Consider the following 22,725-nt stretch of genomic DNA (forward strand, 5'->3'; position numbering starts at 1 on the left):
GCCATGGCAAAAAGAGATTATTACGAGATTTTAGGAGTTGCCAAAGGAGCCGGTGCCGACGAAATAAAAAAAGCTTATCGCAAGATAGCCATTAAATTTCACCCGGATAAAAACCCCGACGACCCTACCGCTGAGGATAAGTTTAAAGAAGCCGCTGAAGCTTACGAAGTGCTCAGCGACCAGGATAAACGCGCCCGTTACGACCGTTACGGCCACCAGGGCGTAAACGGTGGTGGCTTTGGTGGCGGCAGCATGAACATGGAAGATATTTTCTCCCAGTTCGGCGATATATTTGGTGGTGGCCAGGGTAGTCCGTTTGGCGACTTTTTTGGCGGTGGCCGCTCAGGTGGCCGGCGCGTACGCAAAGGCACCAACCTGCGGATCAAGCTTAAATTAGATTTAGAAGAAGTTGCCAACGGTGTAGAAAAGAAAATAAAGGTAAAACGTTACGTAGCTTGTAATGTGTGCAGTGGCAACGGTTCTAAAAATGGGGCTTCGCTGCAAACCTGTAATACCTGTCAGGGTACCGGCCAGGTGCGTAAAGTAGTAAATACCATGCTGGGTCAGATGGTTTCTACGAATACCTGCCCTACCTGCGATGGCGAAGGACAGAAAGTAACCCAAAAATGCGACCATTGCCACGGCGAAGGCCGCGAACTGAAAGAAGAAGTAATTGCTATTAATGTTCCGGCGGGTGTAGCCGATGGCATGCAATTATCGATGGGTGGCAAAGGCAATGTGCCCGAACGTGGAGGAGTTGCTGGTGATTTACTTATTCAGATTGAAGAAGAGCCGCATCCGTTATTAAAGCGTGACGGCAACAACGTTGTCTTTGACCAATACATTAGTTTTGTAGATGCATCGCTGGGCGCTAACCTGGAAGTACCTACCATTGAAGGAAAAGTAAAGATAAAAATAGATCCGGGTACCCAGGGTGGCAAAATATTGCGGCTACGGGGCAAAGGCATTAAAGATATAAATGGCTACGGCAAAGGCGATCAACTGATTCACATCAACGTCTGGACGCCGAAAAATGTATCGAATGAGGAGCGGGCTTTGCTGGAGAAACTGCGTAATTCCGAAAACTTTACGCCGCACCCCGGTAAGCACGAAAAAGGCTTTTTTGAGAAAATGAAAGAATATTTTCAATAATAGGCATTAAGCCTTAAAATATACATCACCTGTTTTAGGTTAAAAGCCACCAATATTTTGGTGGCTTTTGTTTTATAGGCGCTATCCGTTATTTTATTGCGGGCAGTACTTGTAGTTGCTGGTTAATCCCGTATTTTTGAAAGAAGAAGCATTGTGTTAGCCGGTGCTTTTTTAACAACCAAGTTAAGATCCTTACCAATTATTAACGGTTATAATCCTTGAGTATTCTTAAAATCGACGGCGTATCTAAAAATTATGCCAACCACCAGGCCCTGCAGGATATTTCTTTTGAGATTCCGGCCGGCAGCATTTTTGGTTTGCTGGGCCCCAATGGCGCGGGTAAAACTTCCCTCATCCGGATTATAACCCAAATAACTGGCGCCGATACCGGCAAAATTTATTTTAAAAATGAGCCGCTCCGTCCCGAGCACATTAAGAATATGGGCTATTTGCCCGAAGAGCGGGGACTTTATAAAAAAATGAAAGTAGGCGAGCAGCTTTTGTACTTAGCCCAGCTTAAGGGCTTAAGCAAAGCCGAAGCCACGCAAAAAATTAAAAACTGGATAGCTAAATTTGACATTAGCTCCTGGATGGGGAAAAACGTGGAAGACCTCTCGAAAGGCATGCAGCAAAAAGTGCAGTTTATTGCTACCGTGTTGCATGAGCCCGAATTAATTATCTTGGACGAGCCTTTTTCTGGTTTCGATCCCATAAATGCTAACGTAATAAAAGACGAAATTCTGGCCCTGCGGGAAAAAGGCAGTACCATTATTTTTTCTACGCACCGCATGGAATCGGTAGAAGAACTCTGCGACAGTATTGCCCTGATAAACCGTTCGCAGAAGGTGCTGGACGGCCCAGTAGCGCACATTAAAAATATTTATAAAACCGCTACTTACCTGGTAGAAGGCTCCGGTCGGATGTTTATTCTGTCGCCCGATTTTGAAGTGTTGGAGCATACCGAAAGCAATGGCCATTTTAAAGCTTCCATCCGGTTACAAAATAATACCAAACCCAACGATTTGTTGCGTTACCTGCTGAGCCAGGTAGAAATACAATCCTTCCGGGAGAAAATTCCCAGCATAAATGATATTTTTATTCAGAAAGTAAACGAAAGCATTACCGCCTAAATGGATAGCAGGTTTGTAATAAATATTGCAGCTTTTCAATCTTAATAAAGAATAGTAGCTTAAACCATTAAAGCATGAAAAGATACGGTTTAGCCCTCGATTTAAAAGATGACCCGGCACTGATTGCGGAGTACGAATACTGGCACCAGCAAGAAAATGGCTGGCCCGGCATCCGGGAAAGTATCCGGGCCAGTGGTATCACCAACATGGAGATTTATCGGACCGGTAATCGTTTGTTCATGCTTATGGAAACCGACGATACGTTTACTTTTGAAAATAAAGCAGCCTTGGATGTGGCCAACCCTCAGGTGCAGCAATGGGAAAACTTTGTTTTACAGTTTCAGCAGCCATTGGTCTGGGCCAAACCCGGCGAAAAATGGGTGTTCATGGAAAGAATATTTTCTTTATAAAGTTTATTCCCGAACCGGCAATATTTAGGAACCGGTCGTATCGGTTTAGTTAATTAAATGCCTTAAAACTTACCTTAAATAATAAAATGTTTATTTATCTAAGCTGGTAAATGAATAAATCAGAAATAGCACTCATACGGCTTTATAACCAGCACGTAGCCCTGCCTAAGCTAACCAAGCCGGCCGAACTGGTAAGTTGGCTTGGGGCAGTACAGGCCCAGGATTATGGTATGGCTAAATGGGCCGTAGCTGCGCGTCTTACCCAATTTACAGAAACTGCCGTAGAGGCCGCTATAAACCAAGGCGAAATTATCCGGACACATATTTTGCGGCCTACCTGGCATTTGGTAGCAGCCCAGGATATTTACTGGCTACTACACTTAACCGCCCCGCAGATTAAAAAAGCTTGTGCGTTCATGAACCGGAAACTAGAGCTAAACGAGCCGGTTTTCTCCGGAGCTAACTACCTTTTAGAACAAGCCCTAATGGGTGGGCAGCAACTTACCCGGCAAGAGTTAGTTGCGGCGCTACAGGCAGGTGGTATTCAAACCGACAATATGCGGGCGGCTCATATTATATTAAATGCCGAGTTAGAAGGAATATTGTGTAATGGTGCCCGCCAAGGCAATAAACAAACTTATGCTTTGCTCCGGGAACGGGTGCCCACTAGCAACCCGGCAATAGATAGAACAGAGGCACTGGCAAAGTTAGCCACCCGGTATTTTACCAGTCATGGACCCGCAACCGTTGCGGATTTTGCCTGGTGGAGCGGTTTAACGTTAACCGATGCTAAAAAAGCAATTGATTTAATTAAAACCGAATTCATTTATGAGAAAATAGCCGCCGAAACGTACTGGTTTAAAGATACTTTTTCCACAGCTAACGCCAACCCGGTAGCTATTCATTTGCTACCCGCTTTCGACGAGTTTTTGGTAAGCTACAAAGATAGATCGGCATCGCTTGCGCCCGCCACCACCAGCGATATTATTACCAATAACGGTATCTTTAAACCCATTATCTTAGTTGGTGGGCAAGTAGTGGGGCATTGGCAAGTTAGTAAGCAGAAAGCAGGCGTACATTTATATTTACGTTTATTTAATCCTGCCTTGGAACTGGATGAGCAGAAACTCGCAGGGGTAATTAAAAAGTATAAATCGTACTTAAATGCCGTTACAATAAGTTATTCAATTATTTAACCACTTTCCTGGCGGGGTATTTTAGCTGTAAACAATAAACTAATAATTATTTTAGAATAACGCCCGCTTGCTCGTGCCAGCTCTAGTTTGCTCAGCCTTATGAGTAAGGTATTATTATCTCTGAGTAGTCTGGCAGAAGTTTCAAAATTGTTGGCGAAAGCACCAGCGTTTGATGAAAACAAAATACTAAACAGCTTCTTTAAAAGTTTAAAGCTGAATATAAAAGTAAGTTTAGTCTGTAAATATTTATGGTTCTTTTATTTAGGGGAGCAGTTTATTCAGGAATTTTTATAAAATTGAGATAAAGCAATTATAGCCCTTTTTATGGTAGCAGCACAAATAATATTAGCCTGTTTTATAGCAATTTCTGCATTCTTTTTTCCGCCTAAACCTAAAAAGCTAAAGCTGGTTTGGTCGGATGAATTTAATAAAAGCGGCTTGCCCGATGCAAGTAAATGGACCTATGAAGAAGGTTATATCCGGAACAAAGAACTGCAATATTATACCCGTAACCGGCCTGAAAATGCCCGGATTGAAAATGGAAATCTGATAATTGAGGCCCAGCTCGATTCTTTAAACGTTAGCGGCAAAAAAGTGCCTATTACTTCGGCCAGCATTACCACCGAAGGCAAAGGCGAATGGCAATACGGCCGGGTAGAAGTGCGGGCCAAAATTCCGTCGTCGTTGGGTACCTGGCCTGCCATCTGGATGCTGGGCAAAAACAAGAAACAAGTGGGCTGGCCGGCCTGCGGCGAACTCGATTTAATGGAGCATGTGGGCTACGACCCCGATAACCTGCATTTTAATATTCATACCAAAGCGTACAACCACGTTAAGAAAACAAATAAAGGTGCTACCGTGCCCTACCCGCAGCCTTACGCCGATTACCACGTGTACACTATGGATTGGACGAAAGAGAAAATTGATTTCCTGCTGGACAACAAAGTAGTTTTTACTTTTAAAAACGAAGGTACCGGTACCGATGCCTGGCCTTATGATCAGCCGTTTTATTTAATTCTGAACTTGGCTTTTGGCGGCGGTTGGGGCGGCCAAAAAGGAGTAGATGTAACGAAGTTGCCGCAAAAATTTTATATTGATTACGTTCGGGTTTACCAATAAATGACTCAATATAACCGGCTTACCATTTTATATACATAATTAGTCAGTTCTGCGCTTGCCGAGATTAAGTGGTATATGGCGCGGGCGTCCGACCATGTCTGCTTTCTTCCGACCACTGGCCGTTATAAACTAGCTAATAGAATTTTAATTTGTTATCACCTATGGGCGCATTTTTTATAAAATATTCTGGCTAGCAGAAATTAATAATCGGCGGCACTTTAGCCAAAAGTAAGATTAAAGCGCCTAATTAGTTTTATGTTGGTTTTAATTGTTGATTATTAAGCAATTATACTTATATTCAATATTATAATAAGCATTGAACAATTCCGGGTAATTCTTGCATCAGTGAGACTTGTCTAATATCTAACTTAAGTTTCTCGGCGTAAAAAATGCGGGATAAACACGCTTATTTTGATTAAAACCAAGCCATAACTCATGTAAATTCTACTTCCATGAAAATGCCGCTACATAAGTTTTTATGCACTATCTGCTTAGTAAGTGTAGTAGCGGCTTGCAGCCCAGAAACAGGAATTTTTCTCGGTCCCGATGTAGCTTTGCCTAAGACTAGCCATTTAAAAAGTCAGGCTGGAACTGGCTGGGGCGGTGCTATAAGTTTGCAGTCACCGTGGAGTAAGCATGTTGCGGGTACGGCAACGGTGAGTTATTTAAGTTTTGCCCAGCAGACCCATACTGGTTTTTTCCAGCCTTATACTTCTAAATGGAGGGCTATTCCGGTGCAGATTGGGTTAAAATATTACCCTTTGAGAAATGATAAATCAACTACGGGTTTGTACGCCGCGGCCCAAGCCGGCATTATGGCTACTACTTACCTCTTAGATTACCAGCAGGCCCCGGATCTTAAAAGAACTTTAGGAGGAATAAGTGTTGCCCCTGGTTTGGGTTACCAGCATAATCGCTTAGACGCTGCTTTTAGACTACAGTATAACCTATCCGAAGCCGGCTTCCAGGTTTTTTATTTAAATTTTAGTTTGGCCTACGCTCTGCTTAAAAAGAAAAATAAAGTTTAACCTTTAAACTATAATTTACGGTGCTTCGCCAAAATTTTTATATACTGGCAAGCTAAACCAATGTTGCCCAAACCGAAACTACATGAAAATATTTGCCGAAACGGATCGCCTGCTTTTAAGAGAAATATTACCTGCTGATGAAGAAGGAATTTTTCGGCTGGATGCTGACCCGGAAGTGCATGCCTATTTAGGTAACCAACCGATTCACACCAAAGCACAAGCCCAGGAAACCATAGCTTTTATTCGCGCGCAATATATCTACAATGGTATTGGCCGCTGGGCGGTAGTAGAAAAAGAAACGAACCAATTTATTGGTTGGGCAGGATTAAAATTGATTAAAGAAGAAGTAAACGGGCACCAGCATTTTTATGATTTAGGTTACCGGTTTATCCGGGAATATTGGGGCAAAGGCTATGCTACCGAAGCTGGTCGGGCAGCCTTAAACTACGCTTTCCAGGAACTACAACTACCCGTGGTGTACGCTATTGCCGATCTTAAAAATAATGGTTCTTGCCAGGTATTAAGCAAATTAGGCTTTACGTGCCGGCAACACTTCAACTATTTAGGTCAGCCTGCCGGTTGGTTTGAAATTACACAGCTAAGTTAATTAGCCACAAAGTAAAAAGCCGGACTAACTAGTTAGTCCGGCTTTTTACTTTTGTTTGCTTGTTTGTCTATAGATTAAATCCGCTTACATGCGGTTCCGATCGTGGGTAAAATCGTCCACGGCGGTACGTACGGGGTTAGCAGTACTGGCATAAGTTGGTACTGTACGGGTCATGAGCGAAGCCGCTACCTCCATTAAACCAAAAATTACGTGAGGCGCCCATACGGTTTCATCGAAATTAAAAATCCAAGGCGATGCAGCCAGAAAAATACCGGCGATAAAATCCATGCGTAAGTGGGTGGGCATAGAGATTGATTTAAATATACCCATCTCAAAGTCGGTCATTAAGGCTTGTAGTAACATTACCACACCCAATATTACCGGTACCCAGGTTTCAGCACCCCCATTATTGAAACCCAATATCCAGGGTGCAGCTATTAATAAAGCGCCCATCAGATAATCTAATATCCCATGAACTCTGGTTGAAATAAATCTCATAATATAATCTCCTGTAATTTGTGTAAAATTTAATTTTTGTTTAAGAGCTTATACGCTGGGTAATAAAATTAGGTTAGTGGGTTTTATAAAATATATACAAATTTAATTTGTTAATTAATCTGATTACAGAGTTTTAGATTAATTAAGTTATATATTCTAATAAATTATAAAAGGGCGGGTTGCGGATTAAAATGCAATATTTGCGTTTAAAGTAGGTTTAAAAAAATATTCTCTGCTACCTTCGTATTTTTATAATATAATACATGATTCCAAACTCTCCGCAGCAGCGGCCTATTGGTATTTTTGATAGTGGCATTGGCGGCCTTACCGTAGCCCATGCCATTAACCGTTTATTACCGCACGAGCAAATTCTTTACTTTGGCGATACCGCCCATTTGCCTTACGGCGATAAATCTACGGCTGCAATTCAGGCATATGCCGTTAAAATTTGCGATTTACTTGTAAAAAAAAATTGCAAGCTTATTCTGATCGCCTGCAACTCGGCATCGGCGGCAGCTTATGATTTGGTGCGCGAGTATGTGGGTAGTAAAGCCAAAGCCTTAAATGTGATAGATCCCGTTATTTCGTATATCGGCCATAATTATCCAGATAAAACCATTGGTTTAATTGGTACAAAGCAAACCGTAAACTCTAATGTTTACCGCAAAAAAATTGACGACCTTAATTTAAATATTACTTTAAATGCGGTGGCTACCCCTTTGCTGGCCCCCATGATTGAAGAAGGCTTTTTTAAAGATAATATCAGCGAGAGTATTATTAATGCGTACTTATCCGACCCGTCTTTAAGAAATATTGAAGCTTTAATACTGGGTTGCACCCATTATCCGTTAATTAAAAACCAAATCCACGATTACTACCAGGGCAAAGTAGATATAGTAGATGCCTCGCAAATTGTAGCTAAATACGTAAAAACCTTTTTAGAAGAGCAAAATTTAGCTGCTGTTGCTTTAACGCAAGACCATACTTTTTACGTATCAGATTTTACCCGGTCTTTCGAAGCCTCTACGCGTATTTTTTTTAAACGAGAGGTGCACCTGGAGCATTACCCCCTTTGGGAATAATTTTATAGTACCTGGTCGGGCAATTAAATGTCCTGACGGGGGCAAAGTATTAAGTTTAAAAATTTAAGTTAGACAAAAGCGCAGAGCTATTTTATTTAAATCCAGAGCACTAATACTTTATCGCTCTTTTATCCGGATTTAAGCGTATTGCTTTGCCGTTAAAACTTATTAAGCTATCTATGAAAAGAAAATATTTACTGGTGGGCGATTGGAAACGCAATGTTTTACTCGTAGCCACCGCCTCTTGCCTGGGCTTAACGGCTTGTAACAACAGTCCCGCCAACGAGCAAACCGCCACCGATTGGTCTACGGGTGGTGAGTCTAACAGCCGCGGGGTAATTACCGAATTAACTGAAACCAAGCCCGATTATTGGCAAATTACCGACGAGCGCCCGGCTGGCGCCGGCGAAGTAGCCGCCATATTGCGGCACCACGATGGTAAAATAGATACCTTGCGGGGCGAAGCGCTGGAACGCCAAATGCAGCAGTATGCCTCGGTACACCCAAACAATACCAATGGTTTTGGTATGATGGATGTATTAATGTGGAGTAGCATAGGTTATATGGCTGGCCGGATGATGTCGCCGAACCCACGGTATTATGCCAATCCCAACGTTATGCAGCGTACCAGTGCCTGGCGCAACGATGTTTCGCAGCAGCGGAGCCGGGGTGCTACATACAACAACGGTGCCACGCGCCGCACTACGGCCCCCGCTGGCCGATCCGGTGTTTTTTCGGGTCGTAGCAGTGGTTTTAATGCTTAAGTTAGTAGTAACCCAAACGTTCGTGCCGGCCTGTTATTAATCTAATAGATTAAATGTTTTCGCGTATTTCTGGCCGGCAGGCAATCCTTTTAAAACTTAATAAACTTCCGTAGCAAAAAACGAATCTCTACAAAAGTGGCTATATACTCTGCTGATAATTCTGCTGATAAAGAACCGTGGTCTATCCGGTGGAAAGATACCGTTAAACTTATTCCGCACAACGGTAATATTACCCAGGCCTTACATGGCTTAGGGTGGAATTGGGTACTCGAAGACGAATGCGTAAATTATTTACCCGGCGAAGCTGTAGTATTACCGCAAGCCCAGGCCGATAGTTTATTAAATGCTACCGACGAACTTTATGAAATGATGATGGGAGTTGTGCCCGACAATTTAGCCGATGATTTTTTACGGAAGTTGGCTATACCTGAAGTTTTGTGGCCTTTGGTACGGCACTCCTGGAACGACGACCGGCACTGGCACCTGTACGGGCGTTTCGACCTGGCCCAGACAAAAGACGGACCTAAATTAATTGAATTTAACGCCGATACTGCTACCGGTATTCCCGAGACAGCAGTAGTACAATGGGCCAGTTTAGCCGCTGCGGGTAAAAACAATGCGGCCCAGGCTTCGGGTTTATACGAGGCGTTGGTGGGGCAATTTACGCAGTGGCGCACCTTAAACGAAGATCTGGAACCTTCTTTATTAATAACATATATTGGGGCAAGCGCCGAAGACTACACCAATTGCGAAGTATTGGCCCAAGCCGCCACTGAAGCAGGTTTTGAAACCCACCTTTGCTCCATAGAAGAGGTTACTTTTACAGCAGTTGGTCCGGACCGGGGTGTTTGGGCACAAACCGGCCCTGAGGAATGGCAACGGTTTTGGTTTGTATACAAATTATTGCCGTGGGAGCAACTGGCCTGGGAAGAGCCGGAACTAATAAACGACCTCGATAATTTATTGCGCACCCGCAGCCTGGTGGTGGCCAATCCGGCGTACACCTTAATTTTCCAGAGCAAAGGTATGCTGGCTTTGTTATGGCAGAATTATCCGTATCACCCGTTGTTGCTCGAAACCTCTTTTAATAAGTTAACCGGGCATTATATTAGCAAACCCTTTTTTGGCCGCGAAGGGCAAAACGTAGAAGAAATGAACGCCGGCGAAGCTGTAAACCGTACCGAAGGGGAGTACAACAGTCAGCCTAAAGTTTACCAGCGATGGTGCGATTTTCCCCGCGACGAAGCCGGAAATTTATACCAAACCGGGGTTTTCTGGGCCGGCGAAGGCTGCGCCATTGGCTATCGCCGGGCTCCCGGTATTATTACCAATACTTCGCAGTTTGTAGCCCATTTACTGGAGTAGAACCCGGTCCTGCTACGTTTTTAGCTGAATAATTTTCCGGAAAATATTTATAAGTTGTGCGGAAGGAAGGCTAGTGGTATATCTAAAGCGGGGTAGTTGCGTATGAAGTTTTAAAATAAAAAGCTCTATACTATGTCAGACGCCCCGATTTTAGTTGATGCCATAAAAGCCGGTGATATTGCCCAGGTAAAAGCCATGCTGGAGGCCCAACCCAACCTGTTGCACGAAGCCAAAGGAGCCAGTGGTGAGTCGTTGCTGCTTTTATCGGTTTACCACCACAAACCCGATATTACACAAATATTACTAGCCAAAAACCAGGAATTAACCGTGCACGAAGCTGCGGCTACCGGTAACCTGGAAAGGGTAATACAACTGGTGCAGGAAGACCAAACGGCGGTGAATGCCGTAGCATCAGATGGGTTTACGCCATTGGGGTTAGCCTGTTTTTTTAATTATCCGGAAGTGGCACGCTACTTAATTCAAGAAGGGGCCGATGTGAATATTTCTTCGCAAAACGCTTTACAGGTTAGCCCTTTACATAGCGCGGTAGCAGCCCATAACGCCGACTTAGCCGCCTATCTGTTAGATCAGGGTGCTGATATAAATGCCGTTCAGGCCGGCGGGTTTACAGCCCTGCACGGGGCAGCCCATCAAGGCGACGAAGATTTGATAAAGCTGTTGCTGGAGCGCATGGCCGATATTAATGCCGCTACTGCCGATGGCTTAACGCCGATGGAGTTAGCTATTAAGGCCGGACACGATGCTGCCAAATGGTTTTCATTATAATACTTTAAGTTTCTACAAACTTAAAATTGATAAAATATAATTTGGCGTTTATTTAACTAAGCCGCCGCTGGCAACACCTTCTTTAAAATTTATACCGCACCTGGCATCGAATATCAGAACGGGCCGAGCCCGTTATTTCGTCCAGACCAGAGCCAATGGTTTCCTGGTGCCGGTATTGGGTATGAGCTAACTTTAGCCAGGCATCTATCTTAGAACTTAAGCTTCTTTGTAAGAGCAAATATACCCGCGTACCCATGCCGTATAAAGCCGGTACCGAAAATGCCGATAAAACATCGCGTTCAGTAACATATTGCCGGGTATTAAAATCATCGGTATCAAAAAGGGCGTAGCGGGCACTAATGGTTGTTTTCTTTAGCGTGGTAATTATTTCCTGACCAATGTAAAAGCCATGGCTTTGGGTTTGGGCGTGTAAATATTGACTAAACTGCACCCGTGAGCGCAAATTTAAAGTTGTAACCGGCGAAAAATCGAGGTAAAGTAAATATTGGCGACGGTTTGCCGGTAAAACATAATTTAAAGCAGCGTTGGCATCGCGGTAGTTTAGTCCTTTTGTTTCTTGCCGGAACTGAGTGTAAAGTAAAGCCGTTTTAGTGGGTTTGTACAGGGCCCTAATTAAATATTCGTGACCTTGCGAAGGAGCATCTACCCGGAATTTAAGCCAGGGAAACCGGAAATAATCGTAGTAAGCCGTAATTTCCCATTTGTTACTGGGCTTAATTTTAATACCGGTATACCAGCCTTGCTCATTGCGGTTACGGGTATTTTCGCCGAAAGCATTGCCGTACATACTGTTAAAACGCTTGCCGTAGTTGCGGTAAACCATGGCCAAATCTACTCCTTTAGACAAACTGGCAATCAAACCATTTATCGTGCCCATTCCACCGCCCGAGGAGCGGGCTGATTCTCCAAAGAAGGTTAAGTTTTGCCAGTTATAAGAATAATTAAGGCTAAAGGCCAGGTTCTGCCGGCCCCTAAAATCAAAGGCTGTATAGCTTAAGTCGCGGGGTTGCAGCAATTGGTTGTACTGAGTTTGGAGCAAAGTAAAACCCGTGGTAAAGTTGCGGGAATTATTCGTAAAAGTTAAGTTGGTTCCGTAAATCCATTCGGTGAGTTGGTGTTTATGCTGGATTTCGGTAGGGGTGCGGTGCAAACCGGAAACCTGGATGCCGGAAAAAGTAAAATCAACGTCCGATAAGCTATCGGTTTCGGGTTGTAAAGCCGCATCTACTTTTTTGCGGGAGAAAAATCCGGTAAAGTTTAGGTTAGGATGTACCGCATACGTGGCCGCTGCGCCTCTAAAAAAGCCACTTTCCAGCGCCGACGAATAAGGCCGGATGCCTACATTGCTGCGCCGCACCGTTGTAATGGTTTCGCTGCCTTTACCTACCGAAAAGCCGGAAGAAAGCAATAATCCTTGCCCAAACTGAAGTTGATAATCGCCCAAAGCCAAGGCTTTAAATCGCCCTTTGTTATAAATTAAGGCATGCACCGAATAAAAATCTGCGCCGTACCGGTGGGAGGAAGGTTGCCAAACCAATGCTTCGCCCGCATCTTTCTCTACGGTTAAACCAAAACTAAAATCGCGGGAGTGGCTGTTGCGGTAGCGCAGTAAAAATTTATCCGGCGAGCCTATGTACCGCGAGGTAAGCCGGTTGCCAATGGTGTCGGGGGCGGTAAAGCCCCGCCGGGTTTGCAGTACCCGCTCGTAACGGGTTAGTAAATAATGATTGGTACTGTTGCGGATGCGTTGCCCCAAAGCTTGCCGGTCAGTTAAAAGGCCGGCTTCCGGTACGTTTACAAAGGGCAATATTTTATGGATGGTTATTAAATCAAAACCCGGAATACTTTGCAGTTCATAGAGGCTTACTAGTTTGCCATTTTCGCGAATGTGCTGGAGTAAACTTTGGATTTGGCTAGGGGTTAACAATAAAAGCGAAGTTAACTCTTCGGGATTGGTATTGTTCAGGTCAATAGGGTTTTGGTAGAACAACAAAAGATTTTCGTAAATATCTTCGTAGTTTAATTCGTCTTCCTGCTGGGCTACCAGTTCCTGTACAAATATTTCCAGATTTAAAACCGGGCGGGGTACTTCCTGCGCCAGCGTAACCAGGCTTACGGAACTGTACAAGAGGAGTAGCAGCAGCTTTTTACCCATCGGCGTTATTCTAAGGTATACCCCACCGACAAATAATTACTGATACCCAATACCGAGTGCCCACCCAAAGCATAATCTATTTGGAATTGCTTTGTAACGAAACCCACGCCGGCCGTAGCTGCTTGCCGTAATGAGGAAAAACCTGTACGCAACCTTAGTTGCGGAATAATTTTGTATTCTACCCCGCCTTTAAAATTGACCGGCCGCTCTAAATCTTTTTCTGTTTCCAGGCTCAGGAATAACTTATTGCTTGGTTTATATGCCAGCCCGGCGGTCATAATAGTAGGGAAATATTCATTTTCAAAGGTTGCTAAACGGGCTTGGTTAAAATTGTAAATGTGGGCGCCAAAAATTAAAGAAGGAATTATTTCAGACTGCCCCCCAAAAGAAAGAGCAATGACGCGTTTGCTCCCCAGCTCATCGAGGTGTAGTTGCAGTACGGTTGCTTTGAGGCCCAGGCTTACCGGACCGATTTTATGCGCGTAGCCTAAACCAAGTTTTTGTTCGTTGTATAATTTATCGCCAAAACGGCTTAATTCTATGCCGGCCCAACCTTTATTTGCCCAAGGGTAAACGCCTTGGAATGTAACGGTACTTAAAGCTTTTAAATTAAACCGGTTTTCGGCAAACACCCCTAAGGCGGGTTTCTCTAAAGCGGTTATTCCGGCTACATTGTTCGAGATGGCCCAAACATCGCTCAAAGTGGCAGCAAGGCCACCTAAGCCAGCCGAGCGAGCTCCCACCGATTGGGCACGTAAGGTTAGCGGGAGTAGGTAAATTCCAGAAAAAAGACAGGTCCATAAGATATATTTCATGTCGTTGCTCTTTTTGCCGGAATAAGTCTAAATTCGCCAATTTACCGGAACTATTTACGTTTTAAAACGGTAACCGATACAGCTATGCGCCAGATTATTAAATATTTATTACTGGGTTTTATCTGGATTTACCAGCGCCTGATTTCGCCGTTAACGCCGGCTAGTTGTCGGTTTGTGCCTACGTGCTCGCAATATGCCGCTGAGGCTGTAACCAAGTTTGGCCCTTTTAAAGGCGGTTGGTTAGCTTTAAAACGCATTGGGCGGTGCCATCCGTGGGGTGGCAGTGGCTACGATCCGGTGCCGTAAACGGGCATAAAGCTTTTTCTGGAACAGAGGGCTAACTTCTTGGCTTTAATTTTCGTTTTAAAACCTTAATTCAAAAAAATAAATATTTGTTACGTTAAGATTTCGTGACGTGGGGTTTATGCGTTTATCTTTTAAAATAGCCGTTATTCTACTGTTTTTTTCGTTGCTCCTTTATGGGTATGTAGCGGATAATCTGCCGGTAAATACTGTTTCTGTGCCACCGGTTGTGGCAGCCACGGCCACTAAAATTGCCGAGCTGCCCAAAGGAATCAAAGAGAGTTCCGGCATTGAAGCCGCTGACCAACCCGGTACGTTTTACACCCACAATGACGCCAATAATCCGCCTGAATTGTTTAAAATAAATCAGGAAGGCAAGCTTCTGGCTACGATTGCCTTCGACCAGATTGAAAATGTAGATTGGGAAGATTTGGCACGGGATGATAAAGGTTGTATTTACATTGCCGATACCGGGAACAACAGCAACAAACGTAAAAAGCTAAAAATTTACAAGCTTAAACCAGAGCTCCCCGATCAGGTAGAAGAAATCAGGTTTGAATACGCCGACCGGAAAGCCGGAACCGCCGATAAAAAGCATTTTGAATTTGATTGCGAAGCTGTTTTCTGGTTTCGTTCGCATTTATATTTAATTACCAAGGACCGCAGCGATGGGGTGCAGGCCAAGCTGTACCAACTGCCCGACCAACCCGGCGAGTACGAAGCTGAAATAATAGACACGTACGAGGTAAATGCACCGGTAACTGCGGCTGATATTAGCCCCGACGGCAAAACCTTACTTTTACTGAGCACCGGCAAGCTCCATTTATTCCGGCCGGAAGGCGAGAAAAGCTTCTTCGGTTCTAAAATGCAAACATTGGATTTAGGCAAGGTAGGTCAAACTGAAGCGGCTGTTTTTACCGATAATAAAACGGTAATACTTACAAATGAGCAGGGCACTATGTACCGTTATCCGTTGTAAATAATGGTTTTGTTCAGGAATATTTTTGACCAGATGTTCTTACCTGTATAAATATTATTACCGCAAGAGCAGAATATCTTAACGATGTAAATAAAAAAGTAAGTAAAGCAGGAATTAAAAATAACCCTGTTTTACTTACTTTTTAAATTTAATGCAGTTCTTAATTATTTTTCTCTGGCCCAGATCTCATAGATTTTAGCGCCGGCGGTGCTAAGGCCGCGGTGATGCCAATCGCCGTTTTTAACTTCGTAATCAAAAGTAACGTCCATGCCTACCCGGCTGGCATCGCGCGAGAAAAACTCAATGTGTTCGGTGTATTTGCCGTCTTTTAAGGTAATGGTGCCGCCGCCGGTACCAAAAAATTGTTTCGTATCGGTGTTGATGGCGGCCCACTGGAACCGGGTACCGGATAGCCACTTAATGGTTTTACGCGGCCCACGTTGCATCACACTCATCTGACCAGGTTGGGTTTCGCGTTCCCGAATGCGCCAGGCGCCGGCCAATTCGCCGGTGCCATTATCAATGCGCTCCCAGGTTTCGGTAATGGCTTTGCCGTTTTTGGTGGCCGTTAAAATTAAATTATTGCCTTTGGCGCTTAAGTTGTACGTCAGGCTACTGCCCACCTGGCTGGAGTCGGCGGTATTATATTCCAGTTTTTCGGTATACCGGTTTTTATCCACGGTAAAAGTACCACCGTGGGCACTGATAAACTTTTTATCGGCCCGGCTGTAATCGGCTACCGTAAAATAACCATCGGCCACAATCTTAACTACATTAGGTGCGGTACGTCCGGTTTCGGTGGTTTTGGTTAAGCGCCAGGCGCCATTCAGGTTTTGGTTAGTAATAGCTGGCTTTTGCTGATGCGTATTCTGGTGCGGGCTTTTTAAAGTAAAACCTGCCAGCGAAAGAAAAAGAATAACCGTAATTAAACCGTACGGATGATTAAGGTAAGAAAAAGTTGTTTTCATGGTGGTTCTCCTTTTGATTATCTTTAATATTTACTCAATGAGTGTTATTGATTATATAAGCCAAAGAAATCCATTAAAACAATGTTCTGCCGTATTACCTGGTTTTTGTTTTGGCTTTGGTTTGCGGTTGCTGAACTTCGTCGGGATCGTACGGGTCAATAACCGGAATAACCGGGTGCGTATACGAGCGAATAAGCACAATCAGGCCAATAATGATTAACGGTATACTCAATAACTGACCAATATTTAAACCAATTGTAGCCAATAAATAATCTTCTTTATCTACCTGGTTTTCTTTCAGGAATTCGTACAAAACCCTTAATGTAAATAAAATAACCACAAACAAACCAAAAATGCGCCCCCGCGGCGTAGCCCGTTTAAGCCGCCGCCACAGAAAATACAATGCTAAAAACAACAGGAAACTGGAAATAGCCTCGTATAACTGGGCCGGGTGCCGGGGCATTACCGAAGCGGCTACCCCATTTATTATTTCGTGGTTGCGTTCAAATTTAAAAGCCCAGGGCAAGTTGGTGGGTTTGCCAATTATTTCGGAGTTCATGAGGTTGCCCAACCGGATTAAGGCCCCGCCCAATGCTACCACAATTACAATGCGGTCTAATACCCACAAATAATCGAACTTAAACTTACGGCTATATAAATACAAGGCTAGTAAAATACCTACTGTTGCCCCATGACTCGCCAAGCCACCTTCCCATATTTTTAATATCCGGATGGGATCGCGGAGGTAAACCTCGGGTTCGTAAAATAAACAGTGGCCCAACCGCGCGCCCAACACCGTACCCACAATCATGTAAAGCGTAATTACATCTACCCATTTTTCTTTAATGCCTTCGGCTTTATAAATACGGGTTAAAATAATTTGTCCCAACACAAAGCCCGAAGCAAAAAGCAAACCGTACCAGCGCAGCGCAACTTCGCCAAAAATGGGTAAGGTAACACGGAATATTTCATCGGAAACATTCCAGGTAATGTAATTCAGTATGGACATAGGTAATATTTATAAGCTTCAAAAATACTATTTTGTGTGGAGTAAGCAATAAACCCGAAAAGATAAAGCCATAGCCGCAGTTTTAACGCAGGGGCTATGGCTTCTGATATAAGTTAATTTAACTTAATGTGGGCTTAACGTTTAAGCTAAAAATGATATTTAGGTAAGATTATTAAACGTAATATTTATTTCGTGTTAGAATCTAAAAGTCGAGTTCTTCGGCAAAGCCACCGCTCAGGATTGGGAACCGTAACCAACTGCGGGGGTCCAGGTTGTAATCGTCGAGGTGGAAAGACGGGGCGTAACGTTCGCGTTTCCATTGGTTGCGCGTCCAGAGGCTATAAAAGCGCCGGATGTGCAGCTTCAGTAAGTCATCGGGTTCGGTGCCTTGTAGCTTCTCAAAAACCTGTTTCGGCGATAACCGCTCGTAAAAGGCCAATCGCTCAATTTGGTTTAACAACGGGTAAGGCATTAAATCTTTTTCGTCGGTTTGTGCTTGTTCGGCGGGGCGAAGTTCGGCGGTAGGCTGCAGGTTATTCACGTATTGTAAGCCTTCGTACCCTAATTCTTTTTGGGCCCACACCAGCCATTGCCGTAAAAAAGCTTTGTCTACCCCGGCCAGCGGCGAAATACTACCGGCAGTGTCGCCGTCCATGGTAGCGTAACCCACAGCTGCCTCACTGCGGTTAGAGGTAGAAATAAGCAAAGAGCCTGTGAGGTTGGCCAGCATCCAGATAACCGGAGCCCGTACCCGCGCCTGAATATTTTGTAAAGTTATATCGTCGGTAGCCCAGGTTAATTTCCGGCCAATGGCGTTTTCTATTTTAGCGGTATAACCAGCTACTTCGTCGTCGATAAACCAGTTATAAAAAGTGGCACCTAAAGAATCGGCTAAGCCTTTGGCGGAGTTAAAAGTATCTTCGGATGAATTGCGCGAAGCCTGGTAGGCACAAATTAATAAGCGGCCGCAGAGCTGTTTTTGCTGCTCGGCTTCAGATAAGTTTTGCAGCGTATTAATTTCTTCCGGCGAAAAAATACCTAATCGGGAGGTAAATTCTGTTAGACCAATTTCACAGATAGCCCGGCGGATCATTTCGGCCACGGCTACCGCGCACATCGATGAATCGGCGCCACCGCTTAAAGACAGAACAAAACCCTTGCTTTTACTTTTGCGCAAATAATCGAACAAAGCTAGGCTTAAGGCGGCAATTAATTCTTTGCTTTCGTCGATAGGGCCCAATAAAACTAGTTTTTCGGCGGGAACTAAGGGTTCGGCAAAGTTTACTTCGGCATTTTCAAAATCAACGGCTTTAAAGCTTAATAAATTATTGCGCAAAACCAGGTTGCCGTTCTGGGCAATCAATATTTCGCCGTCGTAAATCATGCGGCCCGCTTCGTTGCCCAGCAGGTTTACGTACAAATAAGTGCAATTAAACCGTTTAGAGGCATTTAATACCAATTGGTAGCGCACATCGGTTTTGCTCATGGCAAAGTGGCTGGCGCTGGGGTTAATAATTAATTGCACTCCTTTTTGCATGTGCCGGCCAGCGGGCCGGTCGGGGTCGGGTCGCCAGGCATCTTCGCAAATTTCAAAAGCAAATTTTACACCCTGCTCTTCGTAAATAATATCGCCAATCTGGTAGGTTTGGCCAAATTTTTCAAACTCCCGGATTTCGTTTGCGGGCCACGACGAAAACCAGCGGGGCTCATAATGGACGCCATCGTTGGCTAAAAATTGCTTGGCGGTAAAACCAATTATTTCTTTGTTCCGGATAACGCAGGCCGTATTAAATACCTGGCCAAAAACCCGCACGGGCAAGCCCACGCAAACGGTTATATTGCTGCACCATTCTTTCACCTGCAACAGTTTTTCAAAAGCTACTTCGGGCAACCATGGGCTCAGAAATAAATCTTCGCAGCCGTAGCCGGTTAAGCATAGTTCGGGTAAGCACAGAATATCAACTTTTTGGGCTTGGGCTTCGGTAACGGCGGTTTTAATGTTCCGGAGGTTATTTCCCCAGTCGAGAGGAGTTTGGTTAAGGGCAGCGCCCCCCAATTTTAACGAGTTTCGCATAGCGTATTATAACGGGAACCAAGCCCGGGAGTTATAGACGATTTACTAAATATAATTACAATAGGGCTATATATTTTCTTTCATAGCCATTATTTTATTCGGTAATACGCAACAGTTAAATCATGCTGAATACTAAATGAATCTAAAAAGCGGGTTTGCTGATAAACGGTATTTGGGGCGGTTGCTTTTTGCGCAATAAGTACGGTTAAAAGCAACAGGAAAGAAATACATCGGGTCAGAAATAGTATAAGCATAAACTGCTTAAATATACCAATTCAAGCTGCCTGATAATTTCTAGAACCTATTAGGTCTAAGCCGAATTTTAACCGCTAAGTAAGCTTAAAAGAATTGACTAGTCTATTTTTAAGATAGCCAGGCTTTTCTCGGCGGCCATTTGCTCCGCTTTCTTTTTAGAATAACCTACCCCAGTGGCTAAGGGATTTTCATCGAGGGTGACTTCGGCGGTAAATTCGGTGGTACTGCCCGATTGTTTTTGCTGAACAATCTCGAACCGGATACTTTTATTATGACTTTGGGCCCACTCAATTAACTTACTTTTAAAATTAACGGTAGTATTTACCAACGTATGTATATCAAAATGGGGTTTAATGAGCTTATCCAGAATAAACTTTTTGGTTGTTTTATACCCTTTATCTAAATAAATAGCGCCTACCAAGGCTTCCAAGGCATTGCCGTTGATAGATTTATACCGGGTATTTTGGTTATTCTGGTCAATTTTAACCAGCGTGTTTAGCCCAATCCGAACGGCAATATTGTTTAATGACTCGCGGTTAACTATCCGGGAGCGGATTTCGGTCAGGAAACCTTCGTCTTTGTAAGGGAATTTTTTAAATAAAAACTCTGCCACTACCGCACCCAAAATAGAATCGCCTAAAAACTCAAGGCGTTCGTTGGTTTCTTGTTTGCCCGTGTTGTTGTTTTTTACAAAAGAGGTATGGGTAAGGGCAAGCGTATACAGGTAAACATTATCGGGAGTAATGTCGGTTACGTTGGTGATAGCCTTAACAAAGGCCCGGTCTTTATGGAGATATTTATTAAATAGGGTAAACACCAAGATAAATTAGCCCGGCTACTCCTGCACCCGCCGGAAGATGACCGATGTGTTATGCCCGCCAAACCCAAAAGTATTGCTTAAAGCTACATTTATTTCACGAGCCTGGGCTTTATTAAACGTAAAGTTAAGTTTCGGGTCAAAGCTATCGTCGTCGGTAAAGTGGTTAATGGTAGGAGGGGCCATGTTGTTTTGAATGGCCAGAATAGCCGCCACCGACTCAATAGCACCAGCGGCACCCAGTAAGTGGCCGGTCATGGATTTGGTAGAACTAATGTTAAGCTTATAAGCGTGCTCGCCAAAAACTTCTTGTATCGCTTTGGCTTCGCTTAAATCGCCGAGTGGGGTAGATGTGCCGTGTACATTTATGTAATCTACTGCTTCGGGGTTAATCCGGGCATCGCGGAGTACATTTTTCATTACATTCAATGCTCCTAAACCTTCGGGGTGCGGTGCAGTAATGTGGTAAGCATCGGCACTCATGCCGCCACCAATAATTTCAGCGTAAATTTTTGCTCCTCTGGCTTTGGCGTGTTCGTATTCTTCCAGAATTATGGCTGCTGAACCTTCTCCCAACACAAAGCCATCGCGGTCTTTATCGAAGGGGCGTGAGGCTGTTTCCGGCGAATCGTTGCGTTCCGATAAAGCTTTTAAGGCATTAAAACCGCCAATACCGGCTTCGGTTACGGCTGCTTCAGAACCACCCGACACAATTACATCGGCCATATCCAACCGGATATAGTTAAAAGAATCAATTAAAGCATTAGTTGCCGAAGCACAGGCCGATACGGTAACAAAATTAGGACCACGGAAACCGTATTTAATAGAAATATGGCCGGCACTAATATCGGCAATCATTTTAGGAATGAAGAAGGGATTAAAGCGGGGATTGCCGCCGCCGTTGGCAAAAGCCACGCATTCTTCCTGAAACGTGCGTAACCCCCCGATACCAGAACCCCAGATAACGCCAATCCGATCCGGATTTAATCCGTCCTGCAGCAGTCCGGCATCCTGTACGGCCTGATCGGCGGTTATCATGGCAAACTGCGAAAAAAGGTCCATTTTGCGGGCCTCTTTCCGGTCGAAAAAGTCTTCGGCATTATATCCTTTGACCTCGCAGGCGAACTGGGTCTTAAATTTACTAGCATCAAAACGGGTAATAGGCGCGGCACCACTCACACCGTTAATCAATCCATTCCAGTATTCAGAAACAGTATTACCAATCGGGGTGAGTGCGCCAAGGCCAGTTACTACAACTCTCTTAAGCTCCATAAGCTAGCACAGAGGGTGGATAAATGAGAAAAACTCGTGAACAGAAAAATTTAATAGGAATAATTACTTTGCGTGCTCTTCCAGGTAGCTGATGGCTTGCCCTACAGTGCCAATGTTTTCAGCCTGATCATCCGGAATAGAGACGTTAAATTCTTTTTCGAATTCCATTATAAGCTCAACGGTATCCAAAGAATCGGCTCCTAAATCGTTGGTAAAGCTAGCCTCGGGGGTAACTTCTGATTCTTCAACACCTAATTTATCGATGATAATAGCTTTAACTTTTTCTGCGATTTCTGACATTTTCTTAAGATTTTTTTGAAATACTGTGCAAATTAAGAGATTTAAATACACAATGTCAAAAAAAATTATTCAGATAAGTTGTGGATAAATGTTTTTGCCCCGGAAGGCCGGCAATAAGATAAAGCTTGTTAATTTTAGCTCCGCATCCAGATGCCGTATCTTTTTACCCTTCTTTTCGTTCGATTTATGAAAACATTTAAGCTGGAAGTAGATTACGATTATGATTTTGATCTCTTTGGTTTGGTTTCTTCCAGTAAAGAGTATAAACTTGCATGGGCATTAAATAAGTACTTTAACCTTCGGCTGGTAAAACAGCAAGACCTGAAATACGATTTTTTGCAAAAAGGACGCCTCGTGATATCTAATTACCTGCATACCACCGAACATAATTCTTTTCGACTATTCCGGAATAAATCCGTAGACCTAAGCACCCTGAAAAAACCTTTTCTTATTCCGGACATAAAGGAATATGATTATATAATTCAGATTACCGGTGCTTTCAGCGATTTTTATCAACAAGAGCTCCTGAACCGTTTTAAACTAATACCCCTAGTCCAGTACGTAAAAAAATTTGACCCCAATTCCTTACGGTTTAAGGAAAACCTGATGTTCTAATAATT

At 43.9% G+C, this 22,725-nt stretch carries 23 protein-coding genes; 14 read left to right on the forward strand and 9 right to left on the reverse strand.

Annotated features, from left to right (window positions below):
- The first annotated feature begins 3 nt into the window (after positions 1-3).
- The 7 genes from dnaJ to ACO1R6_RS11905 all read left to right on the forward strand — a co-directional run bounded on the left by dnaJ (position 4) and on the right by ACO1R6_RS11905 (position 6,642).
- Positions 4-1,152, forward strand: a complete 1,149-nt coding sequence (dnaJ, locus tag ACO1R6_RS11875) for a molecular chaperone DnaJ (protein ID WP_486265004.1) — start codon at positions 4-6, stop codon at positions 1,150-1,152.
- A 218-nt stretch (positions 1,153-1,370) separates the two neighbouring features.
- The gene (locus ACO1R6_RS11880) at positions 1,371-2,282 is read left to right on the forward strand and encodes an ABC transporter ATP-binding protein (protein ID WP_486265006.1); all 912 of its coding nucleotides are present in this window, start codon (positions 1,371-1,373) and stop codon (positions 2,280-2,282) included.
- A 74-nt stretch (positions 2,283-2,356) separates the two neighbouring features.
- Positions 2,357-2,692: an L-rhamnose mutarotase gene (locus tag ACO1R6_RS11885; protein WP_486265008.1), complete on the forward strand. Its 336-nt coding sequence runs from the start codon at positions 2,357-2,359 to the stop codon at positions 2,690-2,692.
- A 110-nt stretch (positions 2,693-2,802) separates the two neighbouring features.
- Positions 2,803-3,888, forward strand: a complete 1,086-nt coding sequence (locus ACO1R6_RS11890) for a winged helix DNA-binding domain-containing protein (RefSeq protein WP_486265009.1) — start codon at positions 2,803-2,805, stop codon at positions 3,886-3,888.
- Between the two features lie 324 nt (positions 3,889-4,212).
- Entirely contained in the window at positions 4,213-5,007 is a 795-nt protein-coding gene (locus tag ACO1R6_RS11895) for a glycoside hydrolase family 16 protein (RefSeq protein ID WP_486265010.1), read from the forward strand.
- Positions 5,008-5,459: 452 nt separating this feature from the next.
- Positions 5,460-6,035 carry a hypothetical protein gene (locus ACO1R6_RS11900; RefSeq protein WP_486265012.1) on the forward strand — a complete coding sequence of 192 codons (576 nt, stop codon included), beginning with the start codon at positions 5,460-5,462 and terminating at the stop codon, positions 6,033-6,035.
- Positions 6,036-6,117: 82 nt separating this feature from the next.
- A complete protein-coding gene (locus ACO1R6_RS11905; RefSeq protein WP_486265014.1) occupies positions 6,118-6,642 on the forward strand; it encodes a GNAT family N-acetyltransferase in 525 nt (174 codons plus the stop codon).
- A gap of 84 nt (positions 6,643-6,726) precedes the next feature.
- Here the strand turns inward: ACO1R6_RS11905 and ACO1R6_RS11910 are convergent, their stop codons facing one another.
- On the reverse strand, positions 6,727-7,140 hold the full coding sequence (locus tag ACO1R6_RS11910) for an SPW repeat protein (protein ID WP_486265016.1): 414 nt from the start codon (positions 7,138-7,140) through the stop codon (positions 6,727-6,729).
- A 263-nt stretch (positions 7,141-7,403) separates the two neighbouring features.
- Between ACO1R6_RS11910 and murI the strand changes: the two genes are divergently transcribed.
- From murI to ACO1R6_RS11930, 4 genes are all read left to right on the forward strand, one after another.
- Complete coding sequence (gene murI, locus ACO1R6_RS11915; RefSeq protein ID WP_486265017.1) at positions 7,404-8,222, forward strand: glutamate racemase; 819 nt, start codon at positions 7,404-7,406, stop codon at positions 8,220-8,222.
- A 179-nt stretch (positions 8,223-8,401) separates the two neighbouring features.
- Positions 8,402-8,986 carry a Cj0371 family chemotaxis-regulating polar lipoprotein gene (locus ACO1R6_RS11920; RefSeq protein WP_486265018.1) on the forward strand — a complete coding sequence of 195 codons (585 nt, stop codon included), beginning with the start codon at positions 8,402-8,404 and terminating at the stop codon, positions 8,984-8,986.
- A 135-nt stretch (positions 8,987-9,121) separates the two neighbouring features.
- Complete coding sequence (locus ACO1R6_RS11925) at positions 9,122-10,351, forward strand: glutathionylspermidine synthase family protein (RefSeq protein ID WP_486265020.1); 1,230 nt, start codon at positions 9,122-9,124, stop codon at positions 10,349-10,351.
- Positions 10,352-10,483: 132 nt separating this feature from the next.
- Complete coding sequence (locus ACO1R6_RS11930) at positions 10,484-11,137, forward strand: ankyrin repeat domain-containing protein (protein ID WP_486265021.1); 654 nt, start codon at positions 10,484-10,486, stop codon at positions 11,135-11,137.
- A gap of 82 nt (positions 11,138-11,219) precedes the next feature.
- Here ACO1R6_RS11930 and ACO1R6_RS11935 read toward each other — a convergent pair whose 3' ends face one another.
- Together ACO1R6_RS11935 and ACO1R6_RS11940 are read right to left on the reverse strand one after the other, a co-directional pair.
- Positions 11,220-13,313 (reverse strand): hypothetical protein, encoded by a 2,094-nt coding sequence (locus tag ACO1R6_RS11935; protein WP_486265023.1) that lies wholly within the window; start codon positions 13,311-13,313, stop codon positions 11,220-11,222.
- A 5-nt stretch (positions 13,314-13,318) separates the two neighbouring features.
- Positions 13,319-14,128 carry a PorV/PorQ family protein gene (locus tag ACO1R6_RS11940; protein ID WP_486265024.1) on the reverse strand — a complete coding sequence of 270 codons (810 nt, stop codon included), beginning with the start codon at positions 14,126-14,128 and terminating at the stop codon, positions 13,319-13,321.
- Between the two features lie 84 nt (positions 14,129-14,212).
- Between ACO1R6_RS11940 and yidD the strand changes: the two genes are divergently transcribed.
- Both yidD and ACO1R6_RS11950 read left to right on the forward strand, forming a co-directional pair.
- A complete protein-coding gene (yidD, locus tag ACO1R6_RS11945) occupies positions 14,213-14,434 on the forward strand; it encodes a membrane protein insertion efficiency factor YidD (RefSeq protein ID WP_486265026.1) in 222 nt (73 codons plus the stop codon).
- A 118-nt stretch (positions 14,435-14,552) separates the two neighbouring features.
- Positions 14,553-15,410 (forward strand): SdiA-regulated/phytase-like domain-containing protein, encoded by an 858-nt coding sequence (locus tag ACO1R6_RS11950; RefSeq protein WP_486265027.1) that lies wholly within the window; start codon positions 14,553-14,555, stop codon positions 15,408-15,410.
- A gap of 164 nt (positions 15,411-15,574) precedes the next feature.
- Here ACO1R6_RS11950 and ACO1R6_RS11955 read toward each other — a convergent pair whose 3' ends face one another.
- The 6 genes from ACO1R6_RS11955 to ACO1R6_RS11980 all read right to left on the reverse strand — a co-directional run bounded on the left by ACO1R6_RS11955 (position 15,575) and on the right by ACO1R6_RS11980 (position 22,105).
- The gene (locus ACO1R6_RS11955) at positions 15,575-16,378 is read right to left on the reverse strand and encodes a membrane or secreted protein (RefSeq protein ID WP_486265029.1); all 804 of its coding nucleotides are present in this window, start codon (positions 16,376-16,378) and stop codon (positions 15,575-15,577) included.
- Positions 16,379-16,472: 94 nt separating this feature from the next.
- The gene (gene lgt / locus ACO1R6_RS11960) at positions 16,473-17,387 is read right to left on the reverse strand and encodes a prolipoprotein diacylglyceryl transferase (protein ID WP_486265031.1); all 915 of its coding nucleotides are present in this window, start codon (positions 17,385-17,387) and stop codon (positions 16,473-16,475) included.
- Positions 17,388-17,589: 202 nt separating this feature from the next.
- Positions 17,590-19,461 (reverse strand): NAD(+) synthase, encoded by a 1,872-nt coding sequence (gene nadE, locus ACO1R6_RS11965; protein ID WP_486265033.1) that lies wholly within the window; start codon positions 19,459-19,461, stop codon positions 17,590-17,592.
- A gap of 352 nt (positions 19,462-19,813) precedes the next feature.
- Complete coding sequence (gene rnc / locus ACO1R6_RS11970) at positions 19,814-20,533, reverse strand: ribonuclease III (protein ID WP_486265046.1); 720 nt, start codon at positions 20,531-20,533, stop codon at positions 19,814-19,816.
- Between the two features lie 18 nt (positions 20,534-20,551).
- Positions 20,552-21,805, reverse strand: coding sequence for a beta-ketoacyl-ACP synthase II (gene fabF, locus ACO1R6_RS11975; protein WP_486265035.1), 1,254 nt, complete (start codon positions 21,803-21,805; stop codon positions 20,552-20,554).
- A 63-nt stretch (positions 21,806-21,868) separates the two neighbouring features.
- Positions 21,869-22,105 (reverse strand): acyl carrier protein, encoded by a 237-nt coding sequence (locus ACO1R6_RS11980; RefSeq protein ID WP_026462992.1) that lies wholly within the window; start codon positions 22,103-22,105, stop codon positions 21,869-21,871.
- Positions 22,106-22,291: 186 nt separating this feature from the next.
- Here ACO1R6_RS11980 and ACO1R6_RS11985 point away from each other — a divergent pair, with 186 nt between their 5' ends.
- Complete coding sequence (locus ACO1R6_RS11985; protein WP_486265036.1) at positions 22,292-22,720, forward strand: IPExxxVDY family protein; 429 nt, start codon at positions 22,292-22,294, stop codon at positions 22,718-22,720.
- The last annotated feature ends 5 nt before the right edge of the window (positions 22,721-22,725 follow it).

It is taken from the genome of Adhaeribacter sp., from assembly GCF_057359045.1.